This is a genomic window from Methanosarcina barkeri str. Wiesmoor (assembly GCF_000969985.1).
In the GTDB taxonomy this organism is placed as follows: Archaea; Halobacteriota; Methanosarcinia; order Methanosarcinales; family Methanosarcinaceae; genus Methanosarcina; species Methanosarcina barkeri_B.
This window is the reverse complement of sequence record NZ_CP009526.1, coordinates 233,858-257,361: the sequence shown is the minus strand read 5'-3', so window position 1 is coordinate 257,361 and position 23,504 is coordinate 233,858. Positions and strand designations below refer to the sequence as shown.

The following is a 23,504-nucleotide window of genomic DNA, read 5'->3' as shown; positions in this document are numbered from 1 at the left end:
ATTCTTAAATTCCTCAACCAAATTCATTTCAATTTATTGTACTCTTCATCAGCTACAGGTTCAAGCCATTCTGCCGGTCCTGCGTTGGCATTTGTCTCAACGGAAAGGTGTACGAACCAGCTGTCATGTGCTGCTCCATGCCAGTGCTTTACATCTGGTGCTATTGTCACTACATCACCAGGTTTAAGTTCCCTTGCAGGCTTTCCTTCTTCCTGATAGTAACCGCGTCCGCCTGTTACTAACAGAATCTGACCTCCGGGATGCTGATGCCAATTATTTATGCATCCGGGTTCGAATGTTACATTGCCGATGGGACAATTAAATTCATTATCCCTTCCAACCAGCATGCTAACCCATACTTTACCTGTAAAATACTTGCTTAAAAACTCAGGAAGTTCTTCTCCTTTCGGGAAAATTACACTCTCACTTAGGTTTGATTTGTCCATATTTTGCATCCCATTAATATTTTTTATTAAGTCCAATTTATTGAATGTCAAATATTCTTACTGAAAAGTTTACTAGCCGTGAACTGCCATTAATACCGACAACTTTCATAATGTTCTCTCTGATTTTAGTTTCTTTAAAATTTTCTCGATATTCTTTCTTGATCGTTTACTCGATCAGTTTTTATGAGTGACTGATCAGTCACCATATAAGATTTAATGGTATATAAAAGTAAGCCCTACAGAGAAAGGTAGAATATAAAAAATTGATAAATAATCTTCCAACAGACCTGGATTCTTCTCCTTCGCTCAAACCGCTTTTCGAATTCATATCCGGTTCCATTACTTTGCTTCCTCTGATATCCCCACATTCCAGGCATCATCTCATAGATAATGCTCTTTCAAAAGTCCCACCATGGAGTTGGAGGCATGTGCAGGTCTGAATCCAATAGAACAGTTTCACCAATTTTCGGGGCAATTATATTTACTCTTCTTATTTTTGCCTCTTTTAATGCTCTTTCTATTGGTTCATTCCAACCATGATTAGCTAATGTAAATGCTCCCCAATGTATCAACATCATAGTCTTACCATTTACATCCAAATTGGCCTGGACAGATTGTTCCGGTACCATATGAATATCCGACCAGCTCGGATCATATTGGGCACCTTCAATTAAGGTTATATCAAAAGGTCCGTATTTATTTCCGATCTCCTTGAAATGTGGACCGTATCCGCCGTCTCCACTGGTATATATTCGAGTTTTATTTCCCAGGATGACCCATCCACCCCATAGAGTAGTATCGATATTAAATGGATCTCTTCCAGAGAAATGTCTGGCTGGTGTCAAGGCAACGGTTAAGCCCTTATACTCCGTTTCTTCCAACCAATTGAGTTCCGTAATTTTTTCTTTTGGAATACCCCATCGAACCAGATGAGCACTAACCCCAAGAGGAACAAAGAAATGCGATACTTTGCTATTTAGTTTAACAATAGATTGGTAATCTAAGTGGTCATAATGGTCATGTGTGATAAAAACTGCATCAACAAACGGCATTTCATCAATAAGATGCAGCATAATATCTTCACTGTATTCATATCTTTTAATTCCCACAAATGAAACCGGTGAGGCAATAGGACTCAGCATAGGGTCTATCAATAACTTTTTATTATCAATGCTAAGCAGAAAAGCAGAATGTCCAAACCAAGTCAAACTATCATTTTCACTTTTAATTTTGTCCCAGTCAATAGCAGAAACAGGAATTGGACCATTCGGATTGCGGTCTTTAGAGTCTGAAGCAGAATCTTCGTTCGTTGATGAAGCGTCTGAGGAATTTGTAACCAACTCTGCAGGGTCCTCATTAATAAATTTCCCATCAACATAATTATTAAAATGTTGATACACTTCTTTTTGTTCTTTCGTTGGATCCCCACCGAAAGCTGGGTTTATGTTTATAAACAATATAACAACAACGCCCAATAGAAGCAAAAAACTGAGTAAATATAATATCATTTTTTTAAGCCTTTTCATATTTTCACTTCTGTAATTCCGCTTTTACGCAGCCAATTGGAGACCTCATTCTGAGCTTTATTACGTCTCTGCTCCTGACTGCAAAACCACCCAGAATGGTTGATTTCGGGCAAAACCTGGTGATATCCGTAACGCTTCGCCTACAAGCTCCTCATTCATGAATAGTCCGCAGATTTCAGCAGTATTAAAGAAAGAAGACCGCGTTTAACGGCCACATGGATAAGCTTGATTATCTCCGTTCTATCAGCGATTGGGCCGTAGGCATAGTTCATTCCCAATACACCAGAGTCCGACAGTTGAAACTTCCGAGCCATCGGTTCCAAGTTTCATGTTTGCATTGATCATTACTCCATTTCGATCTACATCGGCGAGCGGGGTGCTGTGCCAGTAGCCTACTGAGCTTCACGTACCTATACTGCTGATTCATAGGTTCCTATTACAACTCCTGCAGATTGATTGAGCTTGTTCTCAACTTAGCTTCGATGTCAGTAATAGCTAGGAGATTCTCAGGTGCCCGCCACCCTGTACCATTATCTTTGAGAAGCCTTCTTTCTTAAATTTCTGTTCGGATAATTTTACTCTATTCATTGCATGTCCCACTCCAATCAAATTGCTTTTTCCGTTTCACATGCCTGCAAAATTGTCATTGAGGGATGATCACGTTTTTCTAGCCTCATAAGAGCAAGTGCTCACAACTCCCCGACCTGCTCCTCCTTTGGGATCTTATCATATAACAACAGGCATAGCTTTCAGTTTAGGAAGAATCAATCACATGAAGATTTAATTTAAAAAGAGCCTATCCTGAAACTCAAAATTTGATTTGTGAACCTTGTATTTGGAACAGTCAATTGAATGCCTAATAACTAAAATGATCCTGAAAACTCAGGATGATTTAGAATAAAATAGGTTTTGGGATAGGCTCAAAATCAAATTGCGGGCGGTCACCTCACCCTAAACAGGTTGTCCGACAATTACCTTCGGTAATAAAAGAATTCCTGCTTTTTTGATTTAAAGGTCTTATTTGCTTTCTTTTTAGTACTTTTTTATTACTATCAATAGTTGTCGGACAGCCTCTAAAGGATGGGGGTATGCTTCGGGCCGCCCGCCCGGTTACTTGGGGACAGATGATTAAGTATCCTTTAACAAGGTTACCTTAGCACAAGTGATTGAAATTTTGTCCTCGGTTTCCTATCCAATTTACTATCTCTATACAAGGAAACTATGGTTTAGATATTTGAAGAGAAATACGAAGAGGCGAGGGTTCACTTCATCCCCTACCTAAAGGAAGGGAATATTCGTGACTCTCTGCGCTCCCTTAGTAACAAAATAAGTTAAACTCTTATTTTAAACCTCAATAGAATTTGATTATAGGCTTAACTACATCATTCCTCTTATCAAATTGCTTATATGCTTCAGGAGCTTCATCAATGCTGATACGGTCAGATACTATAAAGCTTGGTTTTGCTTTATCATTGAATATCAAATTTCTTAAAAACACGTGCATTTGTTTAACAGGCGTCGGTCCAGTACCTATAGATACTCCTTTGAACCATAATTCAGCCCAGGGAAGCGTTAAATATCCTCTTTTTTCATTTTCATCCTTACCAGCAGGATCTGCACTATAAACACCAATTACTCCAATGCTGCCACCGGGAGCTATAATTCTTGCTATATCCATTAAAACTTGATTTGCCTTAAATTCTTCAGGATTATTTCGATCAAATGCTTGATAACCTACTGCATCAATTGCACAGTCCACACCTAAAGCCTTTTCTTCTCCAGGCCTTAAAGAACCCATTAATTTTTTATTATCTTGGCGGTATTGCATTATCATCTCAACTGGGTCACCATCTGTAAAGTTTATTGGAACTGCACCAATTGATTCAGCAAGTTTTAAACGTTTATCTGATTTATCAACAACGTATACTTCACTTGCACCTTTTAGCATTGAACTGTATGCTGCAAGTAAACCTACAGGTCCGGCACCAAAAACAGCTACTGTTTTCCCAGTTTTTACTTTAGCTAGCTCTGCTGCATAATATGCTGTTGGAAATATATCTGAAAGCAGCAAAAAATCGTCTTCAAATTCATCCCCTGGTTCACCAGGTAATTTTAAACAAGCCCAATCTCCATAAGGAACTCTCAGGTACTCAGCTTGTCCACCATCATATGGTCCCGCTCCAGGATATCCATAGTTTGCTATAGCTGCGTCTGGATTCATAGTAAGACACATATTGGTTAAACCCTGATACAGTTCAAACAAGATCCACATGCAACATTAAATGGCATTACAACCCTATCACCAGGTTTAACCAGTTCAATTGCATTTCCAACCTCTTCAACAACTCCCATTGGTTCATGTCCTAAAATTGTTCCTAATCCGTCAGGACCATGGCCATCATATAGATGTAAATCGCTTCCACAGATTCCACTACTTGTCACTTTTATAATTACGTCAGTTAGCTTCTCAATTTCTGGTTTTTTAACTTCTTCAATTTCTACATTTTTTGGTCCTTTATAAACTACGGCTTTCACTTTTTAACCCCCCTTATTGAATTTTATTTAAAGAGCATTATTTATACAACAGTATCGTATTCTGAGTTATTCTAACTTGTTATATTCTTCATCTGTTACGGGTTCTAGCCATTCGGCCGGACCTGCGCTAGCATTTGTCTCAACGGAAAGATGTACAAACCAACTGTCAGGTGCTGCTCCATGCCAGTGTTTCACATTTGGATGAATTTTTACTACATCACCTGGATTAAGTTCCTGTACCGACTTTCCTTCCTCATGATAGTAACCACGTCCACCTGTTACTAACAGAATCTGCCCCCCCGGATGCCTGTGCCAGTTATTCCGACAGCCTGGTTCAAATGTTACATTGCCTATTGGACAATTAAATTCATTATCCTTCGGCACCAGCATATTAAGCCATGCGTTACCTGTAAAATACTTACTAAACTGTTCCGGAAGTTTTTCACCTTTCGGGAAGATTACACTTTCACTCAAATCATTTGATTTATCCATATTTTATTCTCCTTCAAATTTTTCGTGATACTACTTTCTTTTCAGCACCATATGGAAGTTACCGGTGAATTGCCGACATTACATGTTCCAAAGAACTCTGGCAAGTATAAGCCCCATGAACATCAACACACCGACCTTGTTCAACATTCTCAGCAGTATGGATGTACCGTTAGTGCGCTAACTGTCCTCCATCGACACGCATCGCATCGCCTGTCACAAAGGAAGCTGCATCTGAACAAAGCCATAGAACCGCAATCGCAATCTCCTCAGGCCTGCCCATTCTTCCAATTGGCTCCTGCTCGATTATTTTTTTGTAACCCTCAGGAGTGCCCCCACTGTACCGTTCCATCATCGGAGTGTCGGTCATTCCAGGACAAACAGCATTGATCCGAATATTTGACTTGGCGTAATCAAGGGCTGCTGTTTTTGTAAGCCCCACCACCCCATGTTTACTGGCAACATATGCTGGAATACCTGGAAAACCGGTCAGTCCGGCCCCGGAGGAACAATTTACAATTGCCCCAGCACCTTGCTTAAGCATCTGCGGAATCTCGTACTTCATACAGAGGAAAACTCCCGTGAGATTAGTGGCAATGACCCGGTTCCACTCTTCAACTGGATATTCAGCAGTTATTACGGTTTCCCCTTCAATGCCGGCATTGTTAAAGGCGTAATCAAGCCGACCGAACGTTTGGATAGTCTTTTCTATAGCATTTTTCACGTCTTCATCTTGCGATACGTCGCACTTGATGACTAATGCTTGTCCATCAAGTTCTTCAATCATACGAGCAGTCTGTTCAGCCCCTTGCTTGTGATAAGTCAGTGCCACGTTAGCGCCCTCACGAGCAAAGGCGACCGCAGTAGCCTGGCCAATGCCGGTAGCCCCTCCGGTAATGAATACAACTTTCCCCAAAAATCGCTTAGTCTCGTTAATAGCCATTCTTTTCCCCCCTATTTTTGCATATATAAACAATGGGATTAATATTATATTTTTTCTGTGATTATATCCAGGATATTTTTGAAAGATCCGAGAAATTTATTTTCTACCGTGTAATTTGAAGAGGATACAACAATTCCTTAAATTTCGTTTCGCATAATTCTACTCCGTTTATTGTATCCTATTTTCGGCAGGTCAACATAATGAATTTGAATATTTTTCGTGACATCGTTTTTGAACATTTGATAAATATATATTAGATTTAAAGCTGGTTGACGTGTGGCTCAACTCCAATGACACATATAAATACTTAATCATTTTTTTATCAAAGTTTAATATGAGAGATTATGTTTGGATCATATGTAAACCTAATAACTACATACAACAAGGTACCATTATTTCAAAATCGACATCAGTAAAATTATAAAAAAATGAAATATCGACCTGCCGAATATTAGTTGTATATTTCACTCCAATCAAATTGCTTTTCCCATTTCATACGCCTGCTTCATTGCTCTGCTTCCTTTGATATCTCCGATATTTCAGGCATAGTTCTGTAGATAATTTCTTTCTCCTCAACTCTTCCAGGGAGCAAGCAAATCTACGGAAAAAATCTTTCACTCGAGGGTCTTGAGAACTTTTGCTGGTACATCAGCCACGACAGTATTAAGAGGAACATCATGCGTAACGACAGCTGCAGCTGCCAAGACAGAGTTTTCTCCGATAGTTGCACCGGGTAAAAACGGTTGCAGCAGCTCCTATCAATACATTCCTTTTAACCCATATCGGAGTTGACATTATTGCCCTCCGATGAGACGGATTCAATGGATGATTGGATGTGATAAGATTGACCTTTGGTCCAATCTTGACGTCATCCTCGATAGTTAATACCCCCCCTCTATCCATAAAGGTACATGCGTGATTTATAAACACATTTTTACCGACCTTAATATTCCGTCCGAAATCTGTATAGAATGGAGGAATTACCCAAAAGGAATCGTATACATCAGAACCTATCAACTCACTGAACAGACTCCTGATTTCATCCTCATCAAGAACTGAAGTATTTAATTTGGAGGTTAATTCCAAAGCACGATGAATCATTTTCTTTAACTTCGGATATTCCGGTTCATCTATAGAAATCAGTTCTCTGGATTATCAAGTTCAAAAATGTCTCTATCTTGTTTCAAGGGCTTTTCATCCTGGTTATTTGATTTTTCAGGACGATTCATTTTTTCTGCCTCATATTTTCTATTTATACAATCTATTTTATTTTCTAAATCTCTCTGTCTATTTCAAAGAGGTCCACACCAGCGTTTTCGTTGATTTGATTGGCAATTTTGCACGTGTTGCCGGAATGTGAAAAATAAGCCACAAAATTGTTTTACGCTTTCGTCGGGCGTGGCGGACTGCATCAATACTTTTTACTCATTGAAATTACCCTACATATTCGGAGTCATTTTAACTTGTCAAAATAATTTTTTGCTTCCATCATTCTGCCACGGATATCAACATGGAAAGGACAGTTCTTTTCGCAGACACCGCATTCTATGCAGTCGTGTGCGTTTTTGCTTAATTTCATGTAATGATCTTTTGCGAGTTCGTCACCCGCGTTTGCCAGATCTAAATATTTGATTACAGAACCAATGTCGATTCCGGATGGACACGGCTGACAATGGTTACAGTAAATGCAGGCTCCCTGTATGTCCCGGTGCGGCAGGCTGCCGATAAAAGAATAGTCCCGTTCCTCTCCGGAAGCGGAGTAATATTTGAGTACATCCTCCAAATCTGCTCTGGAGCGTACACCCGGAAGACATGAGAGAACAGCCGGGCGGTCCAGCGCATACTGTATGCACTGAGGGATTGTCATACTATGGCGGAATGGAGATGTCTTTGCGTTCAGCAACTGTCCACCATCATAAGGCTTCATTACCGTGATACCGATGCCGCGTTTTTCACATTCACGATAAAGTTCCATACGCTCATGTGATAAAACCAGCTTACCCCGTGACGGTTTAAAATCATAGGCGGCGTTGAGGCTGAACATAAAAATGTCAATCTCTCCGGTCTCGATAAAGCGTCTACAAATATCCGCAGAATGGGATGAAAAGCCGAGATAGCGAATAGTTCCATCTTTCTTTAGCTTTCGAGCATAATCAAAAATGCCATTGGACATGATCTTTTCAAAATCACGAACTTCGTCAACACAATGAATAATGCCAATGTCAGCGTAGTCCGTGCCGTATTTTTTCAGCTCCTGCTCAAACCCTCTCTTAAGTTTTGAAAGAACCCTTGTCCTCGAATATGTTCCCTTTGGGTAGACAGCACCCAGATGCATCTGCATAATCATATCGTCCCGCTGTCCTTTCAGTGCCTGTTCAATGGGCTCCACTGCGCTGGAATCATACATAACCGTGTCAATCAGATTTATGCCGTGTTCCATGCCATAACTAATGATGTCTTTGATTTCCTGCGGTCTAGATTCGTGCAGGCTTCCTGCGCCAATACCGATTGTGCTGATCTTACCGCCGCCATGCGGTATGTTTCTATATTCAACTTTCATCTTTGAGTTCTCCGTTATTGATTATTCATTGATAGGCGCTGCATTTTCCTATTCTGGACAAATTTCAGAACATAGTAAGTCACACAGATACAAACTCCCATGATGGAAAGATAATCCGTGAAGAAAAACATGGCTGATTCATCAAAGTTCCAATAGGAATATGTATAGTACAAAATCAACTTGGAACCCACACCTCTTTCAAAAAATGCATACACTCCATATACAGCGATTAACACTGCCATGACTCGCACCGCAAATGTACGTCCACGGTTCGGAGAGGGAATTCCAGGTATCCTTTGAACCATACCTATAATCATTCCCCAGTGCATTCCCAGATGTATGGAAATGAGGATAAATCCCCAATATGCGGCCAGAATGTGTATCTGCCGTGCAATCAAACCACCGTCTACTGGAATAAAAGCAAACAAGCTACGGGAAACCAGCACGGAGCTTACCAACAGCATTAGCATCATTACGAAAAGAAGCAGATTGACCGCTGTATTAAGAACACGGCGTGTATTGTGCTTTCTTTTTATAACTGTCTGATACCACCGTCGATTTAAGATACTGTGGACAATGAATAACGCAAACAAGGAAACTCCTAACAGTTCATGGATCATGTTTCCGGTTAGGTTGTAAGCCATGGCTGCCAACATGAGAACCGTCATAAAGAGGTCAATGGTCAGCTTAATCAACAATTTCCGAGTCAAAGAGTTTTCCTCATTTATTCTGTCATTCTTATTTCACGCAGCCACTCGGATACATCATCCTGCGCAGTTTTTACACTTGATCCTCTGATTGCAAGGCCGTCCAGAATAGTGGACTGCGGGCAAAGCTCGGTGATGTCTTCAACACTTCGTCCAAGGCCGCTTCCTTCGTGTGTGCAGAACGGTATAATGGTTTTCCCGGAAAAGTCATATTCCTCCAAAAATGTAAACACCGGCATTGGCATCGTTCCCCACCAGTTGGGATAACCTATGAAAACCACATCGTAGGAGTCCATGTTCTCAACTTTTGTTTTCAGCTGGGGCCTGTAGTTATCTTCCTGTTCCTGCTTTGCCTGATCAACCACAGAGTCGTAATCCGTGGGATATGGATTTACGGTCACAATTTCAAAGATATCACCGCCGACTTTTTCGTGGATTTGATTAGCAATTACACGCGTATTGCCAGTATGTGAAAAATAAGCCACAAGAATTTTTTTTGGCGCTGAATCCGTTTGTGTATGATTCTCACTTTCAGTTTCCGTATTTGGAGAATTGGTTTCTTCTGGGACGGTAACATTGGGGCTATTGTTCTGTGTTTCTGGCTGTGTACTATTTACGTCAATCTTTGTTGTGTCGCTGTCTGTGCATCCGCAGGCGGCGAGGAAGAGGCCCATCAAGATTATGAGAGCCAGCGCTGATATTTTCTTCATCGTGTGTATCTCCTCTTTTATTTTTATCCACAAATTTATTCTCATGTTCACTATAGTAGAGGACGGTATTGGGATATTTCCTGAGCGTTGTTTCAATTTCCTCAGTGGGCAAGGTAACGTTGATGCCCTCGCATTCTTTTCCATATATTTCCATCATTTCGTACCAGGAATACGAAAGATATTGCTGGGCCGTACGATCAGCGCAAAGACTATGACAAGTCCTATTGCAAGCATTACCGTACCGGCAGCGAGCGATGTTGCTATTCGATGTGCAAGTAGTTGCTGGGCATCTAGCGTGGTGGAGCTGGCGGTGGCAAATACGGTAACCAGAATGGCGAGTCCTAATGAACCACCAAGCTGGTGAGCAACATTGACAAGCCCGGAGGCAGCGCCTGCATCTTCTTTGGTGACGCCGACGATGCCTGATGCAGTGAGAGGGCCCATGGTGATACCCTGACCGATACCAAGTACAACCATCGGCAGTGCTATTCCGGTAAGATAATGGGTATCAGCAGAGAGGTGACTAATCCAGGCCATCCCCATCAGTGTAATAAAGATACCAGAGGCGAGCAGGCGGGAGTTGCCAAATTGTCGTGTAAGTCTTGGAATAGTAAAAGCTGCTGCAAAATTCGCAACCGTCATAGGGAGAAAGGCGAGTCCAGCCTTGAATGGAGTGTAGTTATTAACACCCTGGAGAAACTGGGTCGTAAAAAAAACGAAGCCCAGTGTTGCACCAAGGAAAAGCATACGGGCTGAGTAAGCTCCTACACGTTCGCGATTTCCAAACAGATGTAGTGGCATGATCGGCTGCTCTGCACGCCACTCATTAAGAACAAAAAATACGAGCAATAGGGTGCCTGCAGTGAGAGCTACAATAGTGAAAGAATCACTCCAGCCAGCGGTCGCGGAACGTACAATGCCGTAGACAAGCGCAGTCATACCCAGGGTTGAGCTTGTGGCGCCAGCGAGGTCAAAATGGCTCGGATGCATCTCGGTTTCGGCAAGGTAGTGCAGTGCGCCTAGAATCATGGCAATCCCTATAGGCACATTAATAAAGAAACCAACACGCCAAGAAATCCAGCTGGTGAGGATGCCGCCAAGTACAAGACCTACACTGACCCCTGCACCGGCAACGGCACCGTAGTAAGCTAACGCACGCGTACGCTCATCCCCTTCAAAGTTTGCCGATAAAAGAGCAAGTGTCGTCGGGGCCAGGATCGCGGCCCCAACACCTTGAAAAGCGCGGGCGCCAATCAGCCAGGAAGCAGACGGTGCCAAGCCAACAGCTGTCGATGCAACAGTGAAGAGCGCAATCCCAACAATAAACATACGACGCCGGCCGAGAATATCACCAGTGCGAGATCCGAGAAGGAGCAAGCCCCCGGAGACGAGTGTATAGGCGTTCTGCACCCAGGAGAGTCCGGTGGCTGAGAAACCAAGACTGTTCTGAATCTCCGGGAGCCCTGTAATGACGACTGAGATGTCGAATGCGATCATCAAGTAGCTGGCGAGAATGAAAGCGAGCACGGCAGTAGGGTGCGAAAGGTGCGCGGTACTATCCTTCATATGATAATTTCCTCGATTGGCCGTATTGTTAGTTTACTTGTAGGAAGTTTTATAGATGGCAATACAATCTTCCATGCTTAGCTCAGTTCTGTCACAAAGGAACAGGCCACCCACCGTATCTTTTGCGTTCTTTGCCAAGGTTTCAAATTCTTCCGGTGTTATTCCGTAATAGGACATCCTGAGGTCTGCAACTCTGCAATCTTCCTGCAATTTCACCAGCATTGTGATGAAATCCATCGGCTCCTTCGCATCCTTCATTCACGTTATCTGTGCCATTTGTACGAACCTATTATCACATACATGTTTCTCGATCAGATGTGTAAAATAAGCCTTGCTGAGCATGATAAGACCTGCACCTTGGGGAAGTTCCTGATGATAGGCTGACATTGCATGTTCTAGGGAATGCTGACTTGTGCAACTCCCTACACACTCAACCACACCAGAAAGGGTATTCCCAAAAGCCACTTTTTCACGCGCATCCAGATCGTTTCCATTCTTCACTGCTTTTGCAAGATTTTTTGAGATATTTTCTATTGCAGTGATGGCATACATATCGCTCATAAGATTGACACCGTTAGAAACGTATCCTTCAATGCTGTGGAATAATGCATCAAATCCCTGATAGGCAGTAAATTCGGGTGGTACAGATATCATAAGTTCAGGATCGACCACTGCCAGAACAGGAAACAGGTAGTCACTACCATATCCAATCTTTTCGTGATTTTCTTCATGTGTTACAACTGCCCAAGGATCAGTTTCGGAGCCTGTTCCTGCTGTTGTCGTAATGGTTATAACAGAGAGTGGTTTATGTTCCATTTGCTTCCCTCTTCCCGTTCCACCAAACACATAATCCCAATAGTCTCCATCATTTGTGGCCATAATAGCGATAGCTTTTACCGCATCCATACAGCTTCCGCCACCCAGAGCAACAATAAAATCGCAGCCATGTTCCTTTGCGAAAGCAGCGCCTGCTATCACCGTTGATTTCAATGGATTGGGTTGAACTTTGTCAAACACTACGGTTTCTATTCCTACTAATTTCAACTGCTTTTCAGTTCTTGCAAGATAACCGTTTTCTCTTGCGGATTTTCCGTTAGAGATAACGATCATAGCTTTCTTGCCAGGCATTTTCTGGGTATGCAGATTGTTTAATTGACCTGCTCCAAACAAAGTTCGAGTAGGTACATACATGTTACAACCCATATCAAATCCTCAATCGTAAGTCCTGTGCTTCTCATGCATTTGATGAATTCAATTCATAAGTTCACCAAAAATCAATTTTTTTCTCAAATCAATAGGAGTTTCAGGACTGCTTTTTTCATGATCCGAAACTCGATTGATTCTCCCACTTTTGAGATTCAAAGAGGTAATTTTTAGTTTTGAGACAAGCTTATTATGTAACGTGAATCAGGATGTTGACTGATCAGTCACTCGTAATAGTTCTTAATATTATATAAATATTTATCTTGTGTCTGAGTGACTACTCACTCATAAGATATGAAAAATTATTTTTTAGCCAGCATAGGCTCAATTAAAGTATTTACAAAAAACAGTCTATGATAACCCCTGTTGTAATTGCAAATAGAATTGTAAATAACAGGTAGATACTGAATTGCCTGGCACCAAGAACAATTTTGACAGCCCCAAGGTTCGTAATTTTTGTTGCGGGCCCGGTGACCATAAACGCAGCAGCAGATCCCATGCTCATGCCGGAATGCAGCCATTCCACCAGCAAGGGAATCGTACCCCCACCACACACATATAGAGGGACCCCTATCGTTGCTGCCATCAACACGCCAAATCCTCGCTGACTGCCGAAAAGAGCGGCAAACGAATCGGAAGGCACATAATGCTGAAACATTGCCGAGAGGGCGATACCAATAAGAAAATAACCTCCTGTTGCCTTGATGTTCCTCCAGATGTTTTTTAGCAGGCGGAGCAGTATATTGGGATCTGTATCCCGATTTGCCGGTTCTGCAAATTCGGAAAAATTAAAAAAGTTCCTATTCCTGAAAAAGAGCCTGACACAAAGCCCTGCCAGGATACCACAAGTTAAACATGAAACAAAACGTATGACAAACGCTGTCCTGCCGAGAGCGGCGCTGTAAATGAGCAGTTGAGGACTCAGCAAAATAGAGCTCATCATAAAAGCAGCCAGCCAGTCATCTCTCATGCCTTTTTCGGAGAATGAAGCAGCGATAGGTATTGTTCCGTACATACAAAGAGGGGAGGTGATTCCGAACAGGCTTGCCGGAACCACTCCAAATATTCCCAGACGTTTGTTTTGAATTGAAACAAACAACCTATGGATCCTATCTTTACCAAATACGGAAATTACCGATCCCAGGAAAATACCAAATGCCCAATATTTTGCAATTTGGTTGAATTGGATGTTGAAGTAGTACCACAGATATATAAACTCCCTTTGGAGTATATCACTCATCCAGTATCACCAATTCATATTCCTTGCTGCCCAGGCCAAGTTCTTCTGCATGATCGAGCAAATGAGTAGCATTTCTTGATTCCATACGCTCGATCAAATCTTGTCCATCAGGAGCTGCATAAACAAGATCCACGCAGGCCTGATCCAGTGCTACCGGGTCGAGAGATGCTAGAATACCGATGTCTTTCATTGTAGGCTCAGAAGGACTTGAGTCACAATCACAGTCAACAGACAAATTATTCATCACATTGATGTACACAATATTGTCTCCAAGACTGTTCATGACAGCCCCACCGGCTTCAGCCATGGATTCAAGGAACAAATCCTGGTCAGTGCTAAAAGCAAGAGAAAAATCATTTAAACTTTTAGTCCTACCAGCACTGTGGATCCACATTTTCCCTTCAGCAGATGCAATACCGATTGCCATGTTTTTGAATGCACCACCGAAACCGGCCATGGCATGTCCCTTGAAATGGGAAAGTATGATGAAAGAATTGTAGTTTTTAAAATGGGAACCGACAAGATCTTCTTGAATATTTTTCCCGTTTTCAAAAGGCAGAGAAATAGATCCTTCTTCATCCATAATATCAACAGGTGCGATGGCAGTGAAACCATGATCTTCTGCAACCTGTTTATGCATAGCCGTTTCAGCCCTACCACCACCGTAAGCCGTATTACATTCGACGATCGTTCCATTCACTGACTGTACCAGGTCTTTAATCAATCCGGGCGAAAGATAATAGTGACCGCCAGGCTCACCCGTACTGATCTTTACCGCTACTTTTCCGGTAACATTACGGTCTAATGCTTCGTAAACAGCCATCAAACCCTCAGGGCTGATATCGGTTGTCATAAAGACTTTTGGTTTTTCATTCGCTGCGTTGTCTGGAGCAGCTATCGTTTGAGACTCCTCACCAGAAACGCTATCTACTATTAATGGTTCAGAAGCATTTTCTGAGGTGTTGATTTTGGTGTTGTTGCTGTTGTCATTCGTGATGCATCCTGTAATCAGAGAAAACATCAGGAGGGAAGCTAACAGAATCGTAAAATGTCTTTTCATATTTCCTCCTTATATCTGCACTTTCACTTCCTAAACTTATTTTAGATATGAACTCCTTCTAGTAATGCCCGAAGATGCCTTTAATCTCTTATTTGTTTTTTAGACAGTTAACACCTCAAATTAGAATGCGACTGACTAATCACTCATATATTAATGAAAAAAATTAGTTATTAGCCAGACCTGTCCAAATAATCTGGAATCCATCTTCCATAACCTTATTTTCATCCAGTGAAGAATCTGAATCAATGATAAGGTTCACTACCGCCCTGCTACCCTGATAAAACATTGCAATGGTCAGTTCCGCGGAAAAATCTCTGATTTCTCCCGCTTTTATTCCTTCATCCACAAGCTTATGGAGGAATACATACTCTTTCATCACTTCGTCACGCGTAAACTTTGTAATATAAGGGGATGAGCAGAACTGTCCGACAAAAAGGAATTCTTCCTGATTTGCTACTCCCCATTTGATTAGATTTGACCATATTTTTTTTAATTTATCCTTGAAGGCATCCTGTACCTCAATTTCTTTTCCCATACTGCGGCTTAAATCTCCTTTTACCTCAAAATACAGGCTATTAATAAGATCTTCTTTTGTAGGAAAATAGTTGAAAAGCGTGCCTGTGGCTACACCTGCATCTTTTGAAATCTGGGCAGTAGATGTGCCGTGAAAGCCTCTTTCGGTGAAGAGCTTCAGGGCTGCTTCCAGAATAGCAGTTTTTTTGTCTTTAACCTGTTCTTTCATATATTATCTCTGTAAAATGACTGATTAGTCATTTATGTTGTAGTATTACGTTATTATAAATACTTTACGGCATTTCATTATTAACTCTTTTAAGTATTGCAGTACATAAGGGATTTTTGGTAACTTAAGTAAAAAATATCCAGCGATACATTTAAAAATCCGAATTGTTAATGTGTAGAGATCATCATGCTCATAGTACTCTCATTAGGCGGTTCAATTCTCGCAAAAAATCTAGATCCCGATCGTTTTTTAAAATATGCGGATGTTCTCCGGAAACTCTCAAAAAAGCATACTCTGCTTGTGGTAGCAGGAGGAGGAGAAGCGGCAAGGAATTACATCGACACTGCAAGGGCAGTTGGTGCCGATGAAGTAACCTGTGACTACATAGGTATTGAAATTACTCGTCTGAATGCGCATTTGCTTGCCGCAGCTCTTGGGCCCGATGCCTGTCCGGAAATCCCTACAAATTATCTTGAAGCCTCAAAGGCTATCCGTCCCGGAAAGGTAGTTGTTATGGGAGGCGTCACTCCTGGTCAGACCACGGATGCCGTTGCTGCAATTCTTGCAGAGTTCCTGCGAGCAGACCTGCTGGCAATTGCAACATCTATTGATGGAGTTTACTCATCAGACCCTAACTGTGACCCTTCGGCAGTAAAGTACGATAAAATATCTCCTGAGAAGCTCATAAACATAGTCATGGCGATTGAGATGAAAGCAGGCTCCAAATCCCCTGTTGATCCTGTAGCCGCAAAAATTATCGAACGCTGCAAACTCGATGCTCTTGTAATGGATGCTCGGGACCCCGTCCAGCTTGAAGAAGTTCTTGATAGAGAAGCAGCCAAAAAGTCCCCCATATCGTGCGGGACCTGGATTACGACAAAGATATGAGGTTCAAAACTCAAACCAATTCAGACTTAAAGTTCAAACCAATTAAGGCTCAGACAAGCCTTTAATAGCCAGAAAAGATAGAGTTCGAAAAACAAAAGCTGGCTTTAAAAATCTTTATTTTTGCAGAAGATGAAAACTTAAACATAGAGGTTCCAATATATATCCCAATAATAGAAAACAGATGGGAGTACCGGTTTAGAGTTTAAACTCTTACAAAGCCGATTTCCTGAAGTTTATGTCCTGAAATTTCTGAACTTGAGGAGGAACCGGGCTTGGATTTGCCTGAAGAAAAAAGTTCTTTTAAACACAGAGGGTTTATTTTCCGTTTTTTTTTCATTCTTCAATTCCTGGCTATCTTCTGCGCTGAGCTCAGTCCTGCTTTTGCCGCAGTAGATGGAACAGCCACTGAGAAGGAAAGACAGGGAGATGCCGTTATCACTGATTTTTTCTCGGACAATGAGCTAGCGGATTCTACAGTCCGGTTTGAGCAACCTTTTGAAAACGCCTCTCTTGTTTTTACTTTGAATTCGGAGAATAAATTGCTGAAATCAAAAACTTTTCTGCTGGGACCGGTGGAGAAAGGACAGGAAGTTACAAAAGTCCTGTTCTGGGGAATTAATGAAGATTTTGGAAAAGACATAAACTCCTATACGGCGTATGTTTATGTTAAAAATGGAAGTGAAAACCTTGATTTCAGAAAACTTTCATTTTCCGACCGAAATCCGATCCTTTCAAAGATTAAACTTGTTGACTTCTCTGCAGATTCTGAGAAAGCTTCAGTTTTAATGAGTCTTACAAGCTCCACTGGTCTCAGGAGTATACAGGCGCCTGAACCCGGCGTTATCGACCTTGACCTGAAACTTCTCTCAGGCACAGAAATCGTTTATTCTGAAAAGCAGAAGAATATCCCTGTTATAAGCACTTATTATAACGCAAGCTACTGGCCTTTCCTGCTTGAGAAAGATAAAAACTACACTGCCATTTTGAAGGTCCATTCCCACTCTCCTGATGTCACTGCAGCCTATATCTCGAACTTCAGAGCCGAAGAAAAGGTGAAAATTGTTGACCGGGATATTGATGTGGATGAATACGGAGCAAGTGTTACTGTCGTCGGAAAATCCCAGGTGCCTTTTGACGGATTTGTAAGGGTTGTGCTGACGCCTGAGAATGAGAAGGTACAGGTTTTTGAAGAGACCGCAGATATCTTGACTTCGGGAAAAGAAGATACGGTAGGAATAATCTGGCAGGGAGTCCAGAAGGGAGATTATAATGTAAAGATCCATGTGCTGAATTCCGAAGGAGAAATTCTGGACAGCCATGAAACAGTTTTGAGGGTTTTTGAACCCGTTGCCGAAGCAACCCCTGTTAAAGAATCTCCAGCCTCTAGCTTTTTTGCAGTCCTTGGAATTTGTCTCTGCGCTGGAATCTTGTCTGGAAGGAAAAGGAAATAAAGAGTTCTGAAAAAAGGAAATAAAAAGTCCTGAAAGCTTTGAAAATCTTGAAAGCTTTGAAAATCTTGAAAACCCAAATAGTATAAAACTCGAATGCAGGATCATCATGTTTGACCTCATCATCCGAAATATTCTGAACAGAAAGGTCAGGAGTGCACTGACAGTCTGTGGGATTGCCCTTGGAATCTTTGCAGTTATAGTTATGGGTGCAATGTCCGAAAATTTCCACCAGACATTTGAGCGTTCCATGAGTGTGACCAGCGACAAAATTAGGGTCTTTTCCGAAAGCGGAGTCTTTGGAGGAGGACTCACGGACGATAAGGTAAGCGACGTGCTTCGGGTGGCAGGGGTAAAAGATGCATATGGGCTTTTAATGACTACTTTTGATGAGGACAAAATGGGAATGACCGGGAAGCAAATCCTGGGCGTCCCCCCGGAAAAATCCAGCGTTGCCCTTTACCCTGTGGAGCTGAAAGCAGGCCGTTTCCTCAATCCTGGGGATTCTTATAATGTTGTTGTCGGAAGCAACATACAGAGGGAATATAAACTACAGATCGGGAGTAAGTTTGAGATACATGACAAGTATTTCACTGTTGTAGGAATTCTGGATTATACTGGCTCGATTTTTGACAACGCGGTGATTATACCTCTTGAAACCGCACAGGATCTCTACGATGTTGGCAATTCGATTTCCTATATCTTTGCAGTGCCTGATGAACGGATCGATGCCGAGATGCTCTCCAAACGCATAGAATTAAGCGTTAAAGGTACAAGCACCCTTTCTCCCAACGAGCTTGAAATGCAGGCAAGGCAGTCCTTCATGATTTTCAGCGTAATCACTATCAGCTCAGGACTCCTTGCAGCAATCATAGGCGGGCTTTGCGTAATGAATACCATGCTCATGTCCGTTGCCGAGAGAACAAGAGAATTTGGGATTTTAAAAGCCATTGGGGCCGAAACAAGGGATATTTTGCTCCTCACGCTTGGGGAAGCTTCTGTTATGGGTCTCTTCGGTGGGGTCCTTGGAATTCTTGTGGGTACCGGAGCTGTTTATATTATGAATGCCTGGCTTGCAAATACAAGGATAGTGCTTTTCCTGATAACGCCCAGGCTCCTCATAATTGCCATGCTCTTTGCTTTACTTATAGGGGCTCTTTCAGGACTTTATCCTGCGTACAGGGCTTCGAAAATGAGTCCTATGGAGGCTCTGAAGCATGCCTGATACGGTAATTGAGAGAAGAGGGTTTGAAATTCCGGATAAACCGGAAAAAATACCGAAAACAGAAGAAAATAAGTCAAATTTGAAAAACGAAGACCAGAAAATCATAATGCAGGTTGAAAACCTTTCCAAAACTTATACGCAGGGTAAAATCCCTGTCCATGCCCTTCGCTGTGCCTGCATAACTGTAAGAAAAGGGGAATTGCTTGCGATAATGGGGCCCTCAGGTTCCGGAAAATCCACTCTCCTTGCACTTATAGGCACACTTGAAAAAGCCACGGACGGAAAAATAATTCTTGACGGGACAGACCTTACATCTGTACCTGAAAAACTGCTTCCCCGCGTGAGAAGAGAAAAAATAGGCTTTATTTTCCAGCACTATAATCTTATCCCTACACTTTCTGCACTTGAAAACGTTGAGCTTTCCATGCGCTTTTCCAGAGTGCCCAAAAAAGAAAGAGGAGAAAGAGCCAGAAAGCTGCTAGAAGAACTTGGCCTTGGAGACCGACTTTCCCACAAGCCTTCGGAATTATCAGGAGGAGAACAACAGAGAGTCTCTATTGCCAGGGCACTTGCGAATAAGCCTGCCGTTATCCTGGCTGACGAACCAACGGGTGAGGTGGACAGCAAAACCAGAGACTCGATTGTGCGAGTCTTCAAAGAATTGAGCGAAAAAGGGCAGACGATTCTTGTTGTGACGCACGACCCTGAAGTTGCAAAGGAGTGTTCAAGGGTGCTCAGGATTACGGATGGGGTTATTAAAGATTATTAAGCGTTCGGAACTTGTTCTAAAATTATGTTTCTTATATGGAAACCATAATGATTATAAAAATCAATTACGTTTTCGTTTCCATCTCCTACAGCGACTATTTTTGAATTTACCTTATTTGTATCCAGCCACTCCAGGGCTCTTTCCATCAATTGACTTCCAATCCCTTGTTTGCGATATTCTTTTTCCACATACAGTGAGTCTATTTCCCCTATCATTTCTTTGTTAATTGTGCTAATGCAGTATCCAATATATTGCCCTGTGTCTTTGTCTTTTGCTAAGTTAACTTTCATACCAACTTTTGAATCATCTGTTAATTCGTTAACTCTATCTTGAAATCTTTTATTCGCATAAGTATCTGCAAAATATTTCGATTTATTTTTGTGATAAGTTCTAGAACCCTTCCATAAAGATTGTATTAAGTATAATGATTCTTGTGCACCTTCTATATATTCAACGTTAATCATGTTTTTTCCTTCTTGTTGTTTAGTGTAGTACTCAACGTACCCATAGGTTTTGACTTGAATTTGTATTCATAGATGCAGTTTTGAGCTTAAAAATCAGGAAAAAAATAGAAAAAGTTAGATTAAAATTAAAGATCAATATCATTTTATTCTCACATTTCTCTATGTATCTAACCTTTATACACCCTAAACTTCTCCAAGTTCCCAGCCAAGATGTTCTTTTATAACGGTATAAGCCATTGCAGGCGGAATGATTCCAATATCAGTTACAATCATATCTATGTATTCGGCAGGTGTGAAGTCAAAAGCAGGATTTCTGACCTTCACGTGAGAAAGCTCTGAAATAACCGCAGGGTCCACGACTTCATCTGCAGCCCTTTCTTCGATTTCTATGGGGTTTCCGACAATCGTGCTCGGGCTAAACTTGAAGGTTTCGGCAGCAACCATAAAACTCTTTCTGGCCTCATGGGCGGCAAGTGCAAGCTGGGAGGTTCCTATCTTGTTTACCAGAGCGCCGTTAGCTGCAATAGCATCAGCCCCGACAACGACCTTATCCACCTCTTTCATGTAGTAGCGCACTGCAGAATCCACAATCAGAGTCGTGGGAATCCCAAAATCGTTAAGGTGGCGGATTGTCAATAAGCCCTGGCGCCTGGGACGGCTTTCGGTGGCAATTACCGAGATGTCCTTTCCGTCTTCAAAGGCTGTGGTGATAATAGAAAGAGAAGCATGGGAATTGCAGTGGGTCATTATAACATCCCCGTCCCGAATTCTCCTTGACCCTATCTTTCCGATTTTTTCAAGGGCTTTGTCAGCTATCTCAATAAAGAGGTTTGCATTTTTAATAATTTCCTGCCTTGCTTCCTCCACATTTGCTGAAGAATACTTTGATGAGAGTTTTACAGCATTCGGGAGGGAAACGGCTGTTGGGCGGGTACTGATAAGAAGATTCGAAACTTCCTTTATTCTGGCACTGAATTCTTCCATTGAAGCTACATCCAGCCCTGCAGCATAATCCCTTATAGCTTCAGAAGCGGCTTTTGCAATTCTACCTGCACCCCGGATCTCCATTGTTCGGATTTTTTCTGCGGTTTCCTGAACTTTTTGCATGGTATAAGGGATGGCGAGGGTTCAATTTATAACTATCTTCCGGCTGTTCCGGGAACTGACCTGGAAGGAATTCAGATTTCAGTGAATTTCAGTGAGTTTATCCGAGATTTTCCTGTAGTAAGCAAAAAGATCTTCTCCCCACTGTATAGCCTGAGGTTCAAAGCACAGCACGTCTTCTATGTGGTCGTAGGTGCCGTCCGAAAAGGGTAGGGTAAGAGAGAGGAACTTTTCGGTAACTGCATAAGCAAGTTCTATTTTTTTGCTGCAAACATAGAAATTTGCATTTTCGAATTTAATAAATTCACATAATTCGTTTCCATATTCTTCTTTTATTCTCTCATAAATCGGGCTAGTTACAAGAAGAGAAACATTCGACCCATTTTTTGCAAAAGTCAGGAACAGAGATGGATAAAGTGGGTGAAAAACCGAGGCAATACCACTTATTTTTTTTGATTCCATAAGGTTTTTCACAAATTCCCTGTGAGGCTCAAAGAGGCATGTCCTGTCAGGAGGTTCGGAAAACGTGCAGTTAGTCAGCTCTCCTATTCTTTCCCGCAAGGGGTCGGGTATGGACTCAACTGCATGATTTGCCCAATATTCATATTTACTTCCGAAGACATTTAAGACATCTATCATTGGCTTCATTCTACCAACTATTGCCATCCCAAGAGGAGCCAGACTGTAGATATCACCTGTCTTTGAAATCAAGGAATTGTCCCTCAGTTTTTTTAGTTGAGGGAGAATTGCAACCAGACCTACATTCAGGTTTTCTTTGATCTCTGAAATTGTTTTGGGCCCATCCTTCAAAAATAAAAGAAGATTTTTCCTTTTTTCGGAAAGGAAAATCAATTCGAGAAGCGGGCTGTTCATGGTTTTGATATATATACAGATATTTAATAAATATCTTCCTCATTTTTCAACTGTACTTCTTCTGAACGACTCAGTTGTTAACAGGAACCTGATTCTTAAGATAAATGTTTATCCATTCCTGAATTATGAGTTTTTAAACAAAATTAAAATTAGAAAAGGGAGGTTCTAATATTTTTCTTAAAACTTTTATTTTTCAATATTATCCAATAATAATGTATGTTTTGTAAAATCACTATTTTAAACAAATTTTAAAATCATTTAATGTAATATTAATTTACTAAATTCAGTTAAATCCGTTTTTGCTCCTGTAATCTAGTGGAAAACCACTATATAGTTTTCAACACATAATTATTATTTGTAATATTATGAAATCTGTAGAAAAAGATTATATTAAATGTTAATTCCTAAAATATATCTACATCAAGAATTAGTTTCTGTAACCAGACTTCGTATCTATTTTCACCTAAAGATTGTATTCTATACACATTTAATATAATTTTTTAATTAAATAAACAAATATAACCTCTTTTTTTGCTTTTAATGCAATTTCATCGCTTTTTGTAAAACCTTAACATAGTAAAAATATATTTAATAATCAGACCAATCATTAAGTCTTACGATTGTGATTTTGAGGCGGCTAAATAATTTAATGCAACTCAAATTTTAAAGTCGTATAGGTTATATACCTATATAACATAAAGAGGGAGTCAACGATTAAGAGTAAGGGGTTTTTCTCTTAATCGTAGGGGTTGAATCACACAATTGGGAGCCTATCAGAGGTGGCAAATCTGGCTCCCAATTATAATAATTATTCCTGGAGTTTTTACATAGAATAGGATGTGATCAAACATTTCTCATAATATTCTATGGATGAGGTTGATTACTCTAAATTCATATTATATAAAGTGAGCGGAGTCCTGCTTATAAATATAAATTAGTGATCTCAAACCCGATATGTATTTTTCCGTTCAGATTAAAACAAATATAAAATTCTTAAACCCAGATT

The 23,504-nt window shown here is 41.2% G+C and carries 25 protein-coding genes; 4 read left to right on the top strand and 21 right to left on the bottom strand.

The genetic code is table 11. The features are described from left to right. Positions 1–23: 23 nt before the first annotated feature. The 18 genes from MSBRW_RS01195 to MSBRW_RS01130 all read right to left on the bottom strand — a co-directional run bounded on the left by MSBRW_RS01195 (position 24) and on the right by MSBRW_RS01130 (position 15,727). Positions 24–446 carry a cupin domain-containing protein gene (locus tag MSBRW_RS01195; RefSeq protein ID WP_011305799.1) on the bottom strand — a complete coding sequence of 141 codons (423 nt, stop codon included), beginning with the start codon at positions 444–446 and terminating at the stop codon, positions 24–26. A gap of 398 nt (positions 447–844) precedes the next feature. Further along, on the bottom strand, positions 845–1,972 hold the full coding sequence (locus tag MSBRW_RS01190; protein WP_011305800.1) for an MBL fold metallo-hydrolase: 1,128 nt from the start codon (positions 1,970–1,972) through the stop codon (positions 845–847). 1,351 nt (positions 1,973–3,323) lie between these two features. Then, the gene (locus tag MSBRW_RS01185) at positions 3,324–4,193 is read right to left on the bottom strand and encodes an MDR/zinc-dependent alcohol dehydrogenase-like family protein (protein WP_230669915.1); all 870 of its coding nucleotides are present in this window, start codon (positions 4,191–4,193) and stop codon (positions 3,324–3,326) included. 17 nt (positions 4,194–4,210) lie between these two features. Next, a complete protein-coding gene (locus MSBRW_RS23135; protein ID WP_011305802.1) occupies positions 4,211–4,507 on the bottom strand; it encodes an alcohol dehydrogenase catalytic domain-containing protein in 297 nt (98 codons plus the stop codon). Between the two features lie 66 nt (positions 4,508–4,573). Continuing rightward, on the bottom strand, positions 4,574–4,981 hold the full coding sequence (locus MSBRW_RS01180; RefSeq protein WP_230669913.1) for a cupin domain-containing protein: 408 nt from the start codon (positions 4,979–4,981) through the stop codon (positions 4,574–4,576). Positions 4,982–5,168: 187 nt separating this feature from the next. Continuing rightward, positions 5,169–5,939 (bottom strand): SDR family oxidoreductase, encoded by a 771-nt coding sequence (locus MSBRW_RS01175; RefSeq protein ID WP_011305804.1) that lies wholly within the window; start codon positions 5,937–5,939, stop codon positions 5,169–5,171. A 675-nt stretch (positions 5,940–6,614) separates the two neighbouring features. After that, on the bottom strand, positions 6,615–6,842 hold the full coding sequence (locus MSBRW_RS23130; protein WP_230669910.1) for an LbetaH domain-containing protein: 228 nt from the start codon (positions 6,840–6,842) through the stop codon (positions 6,615–6,617). Between the two features lie 370 nt (positions 6,843–7,212). After that, the gene (locus MSBRW_RS24110) at positions 7,213–7,311 is read right to left on the bottom strand and encodes a flavodoxin (protein ID WP_080565325.1); all 99 of its coding nucleotides are present in this window, start codon (positions 7,309–7,311) and stop codon (positions 7,213–7,215) included. 81 nt (positions 7,312–7,392) lie between these two features. Then, a complete protein-coding gene (locus MSBRW_RS01165) occupies positions 7,393–8,499 on the bottom strand; it encodes an aldo/keto reductase (RefSeq protein WP_011305806.1) in 1,107 nt (368 codons plus the stop codon). 14 nt (positions 8,500–8,513) lie between these two features. Beyond that, a complete protein-coding gene (locus MSBRW_RS01160) occupies positions 8,514–9,143 on the bottom strand; it encodes a DUF4405 domain-containing protein (protein WP_230669908.1) in 630 nt (209 codons plus the stop codon). 80 nt (positions 9,144–9,223) lie between these two features. Continuing rightward, on the bottom strand, positions 9,224–9,916 hold the full coding sequence (locus MSBRW_RS01155) for a flavodoxin (RefSeq protein ID WP_011305808.1): 693 nt from the start codon (positions 9,914–9,916) through the stop codon (positions 9,224–9,226). Continuing rightward, positions 9,825–10,073, bottom strand: coding sequence for a hypothetical protein (locus tag MSBRW_RS21615; protein WP_155398074.1), 249 nt, complete (start codon positions 10,071–10,073; stop codon positions 9,825–9,827). The genes MSBRW_RS01155 and MSBRW_RS21615 overlap by 92 nt, the downstream gene beginning before the upstream one ends. After that, positions 10,070–11,482 carry an MFS transporter gene (locus MSBRW_RS01150; RefSeq protein ID WP_011305809.1) on the bottom strand — a complete coding sequence of 471 codons (1,413 nt, stop codon included), beginning with the start codon at positions 11,480–11,482 and terminating at the stop codon, positions 10,070–10,072. Before MSBRW_RS01150 ends, MSBRW_RS21615 begins: the two co-directional genes overlap by 4 nt. A gap of 33 nt (positions 11,483–11,515) precedes the next feature. Then, positions 11,516–11,740, bottom strand: a complete 225-nt coding sequence (locus MSBRW_RS23125; RefSeq protein WP_011305810.1) for an iron-containing alcohol dehydrogenase — start codon at positions 11,738–11,740, stop codon at positions 11,516–11,518. Beyond that, on the bottom strand, positions 11,741–12,685 hold the full coding sequence (locus tag MSBRW_RS01145) for an iron-containing alcohol dehydrogenase (RefSeq protein ID WP_198137185.1): 945 nt from the start codon (positions 12,683–12,685) through the stop codon (positions 11,741–11,743). Positions 12,686–13,022: 337 nt separating this feature from the next. Further along, positions 13,023–13,925, bottom strand: a complete 903-nt coding sequence (locus tag MSBRW_RS01140; protein WP_011305812.1) for a permease — start codon at positions 13,923–13,925, stop codon at positions 13,023–13,025. Then, the gene (locus tag MSBRW_RS01135; protein WP_011305813.1) at positions 13,918–14,985 is read right to left on the bottom strand and encodes a DUF362 domain-containing protein; all 1,068 of its coding nucleotides are present in this window, start codon (positions 14,983–14,985) and stop codon (positions 13,918–13,920) included. The genes MSBRW_RS01140 and MSBRW_RS01135 overlap by 8 nt, the downstream gene beginning before the upstream one ends. Before the next feature lie 163 nt (positions 14,986–15,148). Then, on the bottom strand, positions 15,149–15,727 hold the full coding sequence (locus tag MSBRW_RS01130) for a TetR/AcrR family transcriptional regulator (RefSeq protein WP_011305814.1): 579 nt from the start codon (positions 15,725–15,727) through the stop codon (positions 15,149–15,151). 186 nt (positions 15,728–15,913) lie between these two features. On the opposite strand from MSBRW_RS01130, the gene pyrH reads away from it, so the two are divergent. From pyrH to MSBRW_RS01110, 4 genes are all read left to right on the top strand, one after another. Further along, positions 15,914–16,615 carry a UMP kinase gene (gene pyrH, locus MSBRW_RS01125; RefSeq protein WP_011305815.1) on the top strand — a complete coding sequence of 234 codons (702 nt, stop codon included), beginning with the start codon at positions 15,914–15,916 and terminating at the stop codon, positions 16,613–16,615. A gap of 272 nt (positions 16,616–16,887) precedes the next feature. Beyond that, complete coding sequence (locus tag MSBRW_RS01120) at positions 16,888–18,066, top strand: hypothetical protein (protein WP_011305816.1); 1,179 nt, start codon at positions 16,888–16,890, stop codon at positions 18,064–18,066. A gap of 106 nt (positions 18,067–18,172) precedes the next feature. Next, positions 18,173–19,288, top strand: coding sequence for an ABC transporter permease (locus MSBRW_RS01115; RefSeq protein WP_011305817.1), 1,116 nt, complete (start codon positions 18,173–18,175; stop codon positions 19,286–19,288). A 106-nt stretch (positions 19,289–19,394) separates the two neighbouring features. Continuing rightward, the gene (locus tag MSBRW_RS01110) at positions 19,395–20,057 is read left to right on the top strand and encodes an ATP-binding cassette domain-containing protein (protein ID WP_011305818.1); all 663 of its coding nucleotides are present in this window, start codon (positions 19,395–19,397) and stop codon (positions 20,055–20,057) included. Here MSBRW_RS01110 and MSBRW_RS01105 read toward each other — a convergent pair. The 3 genes from MSBRW_RS01105 to MSBRW_RS01095 form a co-directional block, all read right to left on the bottom strand. Further along, positions 20,054–20,521: a GNAT family N-acetyltransferase gene (locus tag MSBRW_RS01105; RefSeq protein WP_011305819.1), complete on the bottom strand. Its 468-nt coding sequence runs from the start codon at positions 20,519–20,521 to the stop codon at positions 20,054–20,056. The two genes, MSBRW_RS01110 and MSBRW_RS01105, sit on opposite strands and share 4 nt — an antisense overlap. Before the next feature lie 183 nt (positions 20,522–20,704). Further along, complete coding sequence (locus MSBRW_RS01100) at positions 20,705–21,628, bottom strand: ribose 1,5-bisphosphate isomerase (protein ID WP_011305820.1); 924 nt, start codon at positions 21,626–21,628, stop codon at positions 20,705–20,707. Between the two features lie 78 nt (positions 21,629–21,706). Next, the gene (locus MSBRW_RS01095) at positions 21,707–22,498 is read right to left on the bottom strand and encodes a helix-turn-helix transcriptional regulator (protein ID WP_011305821.1); all 792 of its coding nucleotides are present in this window, start codon (positions 22,496–22,498) and stop codon (positions 21,707–21,709) included. Positions 22,499–23,504 lie beyond the last annotated feature (1,006 nt).

Coding starts and splice junctions, on each gene's coding strand:
- MSBRW_RS01195 (WP_011305799.1), bottom strand. CDS start 446: ATGGACAAATCAAACCTAAGTGAGAGTGTAATTTTCCCGAAAGGAGAA.
- MSBRW_RS01190 (WP_011305800.1), bottom strand. CDS start 1,972: ATGAAAAGGCTTAAAAAAATGATATTATATTTACTCAGTTTTTTGCTT.
- MSBRW_RS01185 (WP_230669915.1), bottom strand. CDS start 4,193: ATGAATCCAGACGCAGCTATAGCAAACTATGGATATCCTGGAGCGGGA.
- MSBRW_RS01175 (WP_011305804.1), bottom strand. CDS start 5,939: ATGGCTATTAACGAGACTAAGCGATTTTTGGGGAAAGTTGTATTCATT.
- MSBRW_RS23130 (WP_230669910.1), bottom strand. CDS start 6,842: ATGGATAGAGGGGGGGTATTAACTATCGAGGATGACGTCAAGATTGGA.
- MSBRW_RS01165 (WP_011305806.1), bottom strand. CDS start 8,499: ATGAAAGTTGAATATAGAAACATACCGCATGGCGGCGGTAAGATCAGC.
- MSBRW_RS01160 (WP_230669908.1), bottom strand. CDS start 9,143: ATGGCTTACAACCTAACCGGAAACATGATCCATGAACTGTTAGGAGTT.
- MSBRW_RS01155 (WP_011305808.1), bottom strand. CDS start 9,916: ATGAAGAAAATATCAGCGCTGGCTCTCATAATCTTGATGGGCCTCTTC.
- MSBRW_RS21615 (WP_155398074.1), bottom strand. CDS start 10,073: ATGATGGAAATATATGGAAAAGAATGCGAGGGCATCAACGTTACCTTG.
- MSBRW_RS01150 (WP_011305809.1), bottom strand. CDS start 11,482: ATGAAGGATAGTACCGCGCACCTTTCGCACCCTACTGCCGTGCTCGCT.
- MSBRW_RS23125 (WP_011305810.1), bottom strand. CDS start 11,740: ATGAAGGATGCGAAGGAGCCGATGGATTTCATCACAATGCTGGTGAAA.
- MSBRW_RS01145 (WP_198137185.1), bottom strand. CDS start 12,685: ATGGGTTGTAACATGTATGTACCTACTCGAACTTTGTTTGGAGCAGGT.
- MSBRW_RS01140 (WP_011305812.1), bottom strand. CDS start 13,925: ATGAGTGATATACTCCAAAGGGAGTTTATATATCTGTGGTACTACTTC.
- MSBRW_RS01135 (WP_011305813.1), bottom strand. CDS start 14,985: ATGAAAAGACATTTTACGATTCTGTTAGCTTCCCTCCTGATGTTTTCT.
- MSBRW_RS01130 (WP_011305814.1), bottom strand. CDS start 15,727: ATGAAAGAACAGGTTAAAGACAAAAAAACTGCTATTCTGGAAGCAGCC.
- pyrH (WP_011305815.1), top strand. CDS start 15,914: ATGCTCATAGTACTCTCATTAGGCGGTTCAATTCTCGCAAAAAATCTA.
- MSBRW_RS01115 (WP_011305817.1), top strand. CDS start 18,173: ATGTTTGACCTCATCATCCGAAATATTCTGAACAGAAAGGTCAGGAGT.
- MSBRW_RS01110 (WP_011305818.1), top strand. CDS start 19,395: ATGCAGGTTGAAAACCTTTCCAAAACTTATACGCAGGGTAAAATCCCT.
- MSBRW_RS01105 (WP_011305819.1), bottom strand. CDS start 20,521: ATGATTAACGTTGAATATATAGAAGGTGCACAAGAATCATTATACTTA.
- MSBRW_RS01100 (WP_011305820.1), bottom strand. CDS start 21,628: ATGCAAAAAGTTCAGGAAACCGCAGAAAAAATCCGAACAATGGAGATC.
- MSBRW_RS01095 (WP_011305821.1), bottom strand. CDS start 22,498: ATGAACAGCCCGCTTCTCGAATTGATTTTCCTTTCCGAAAAAAGGAAA.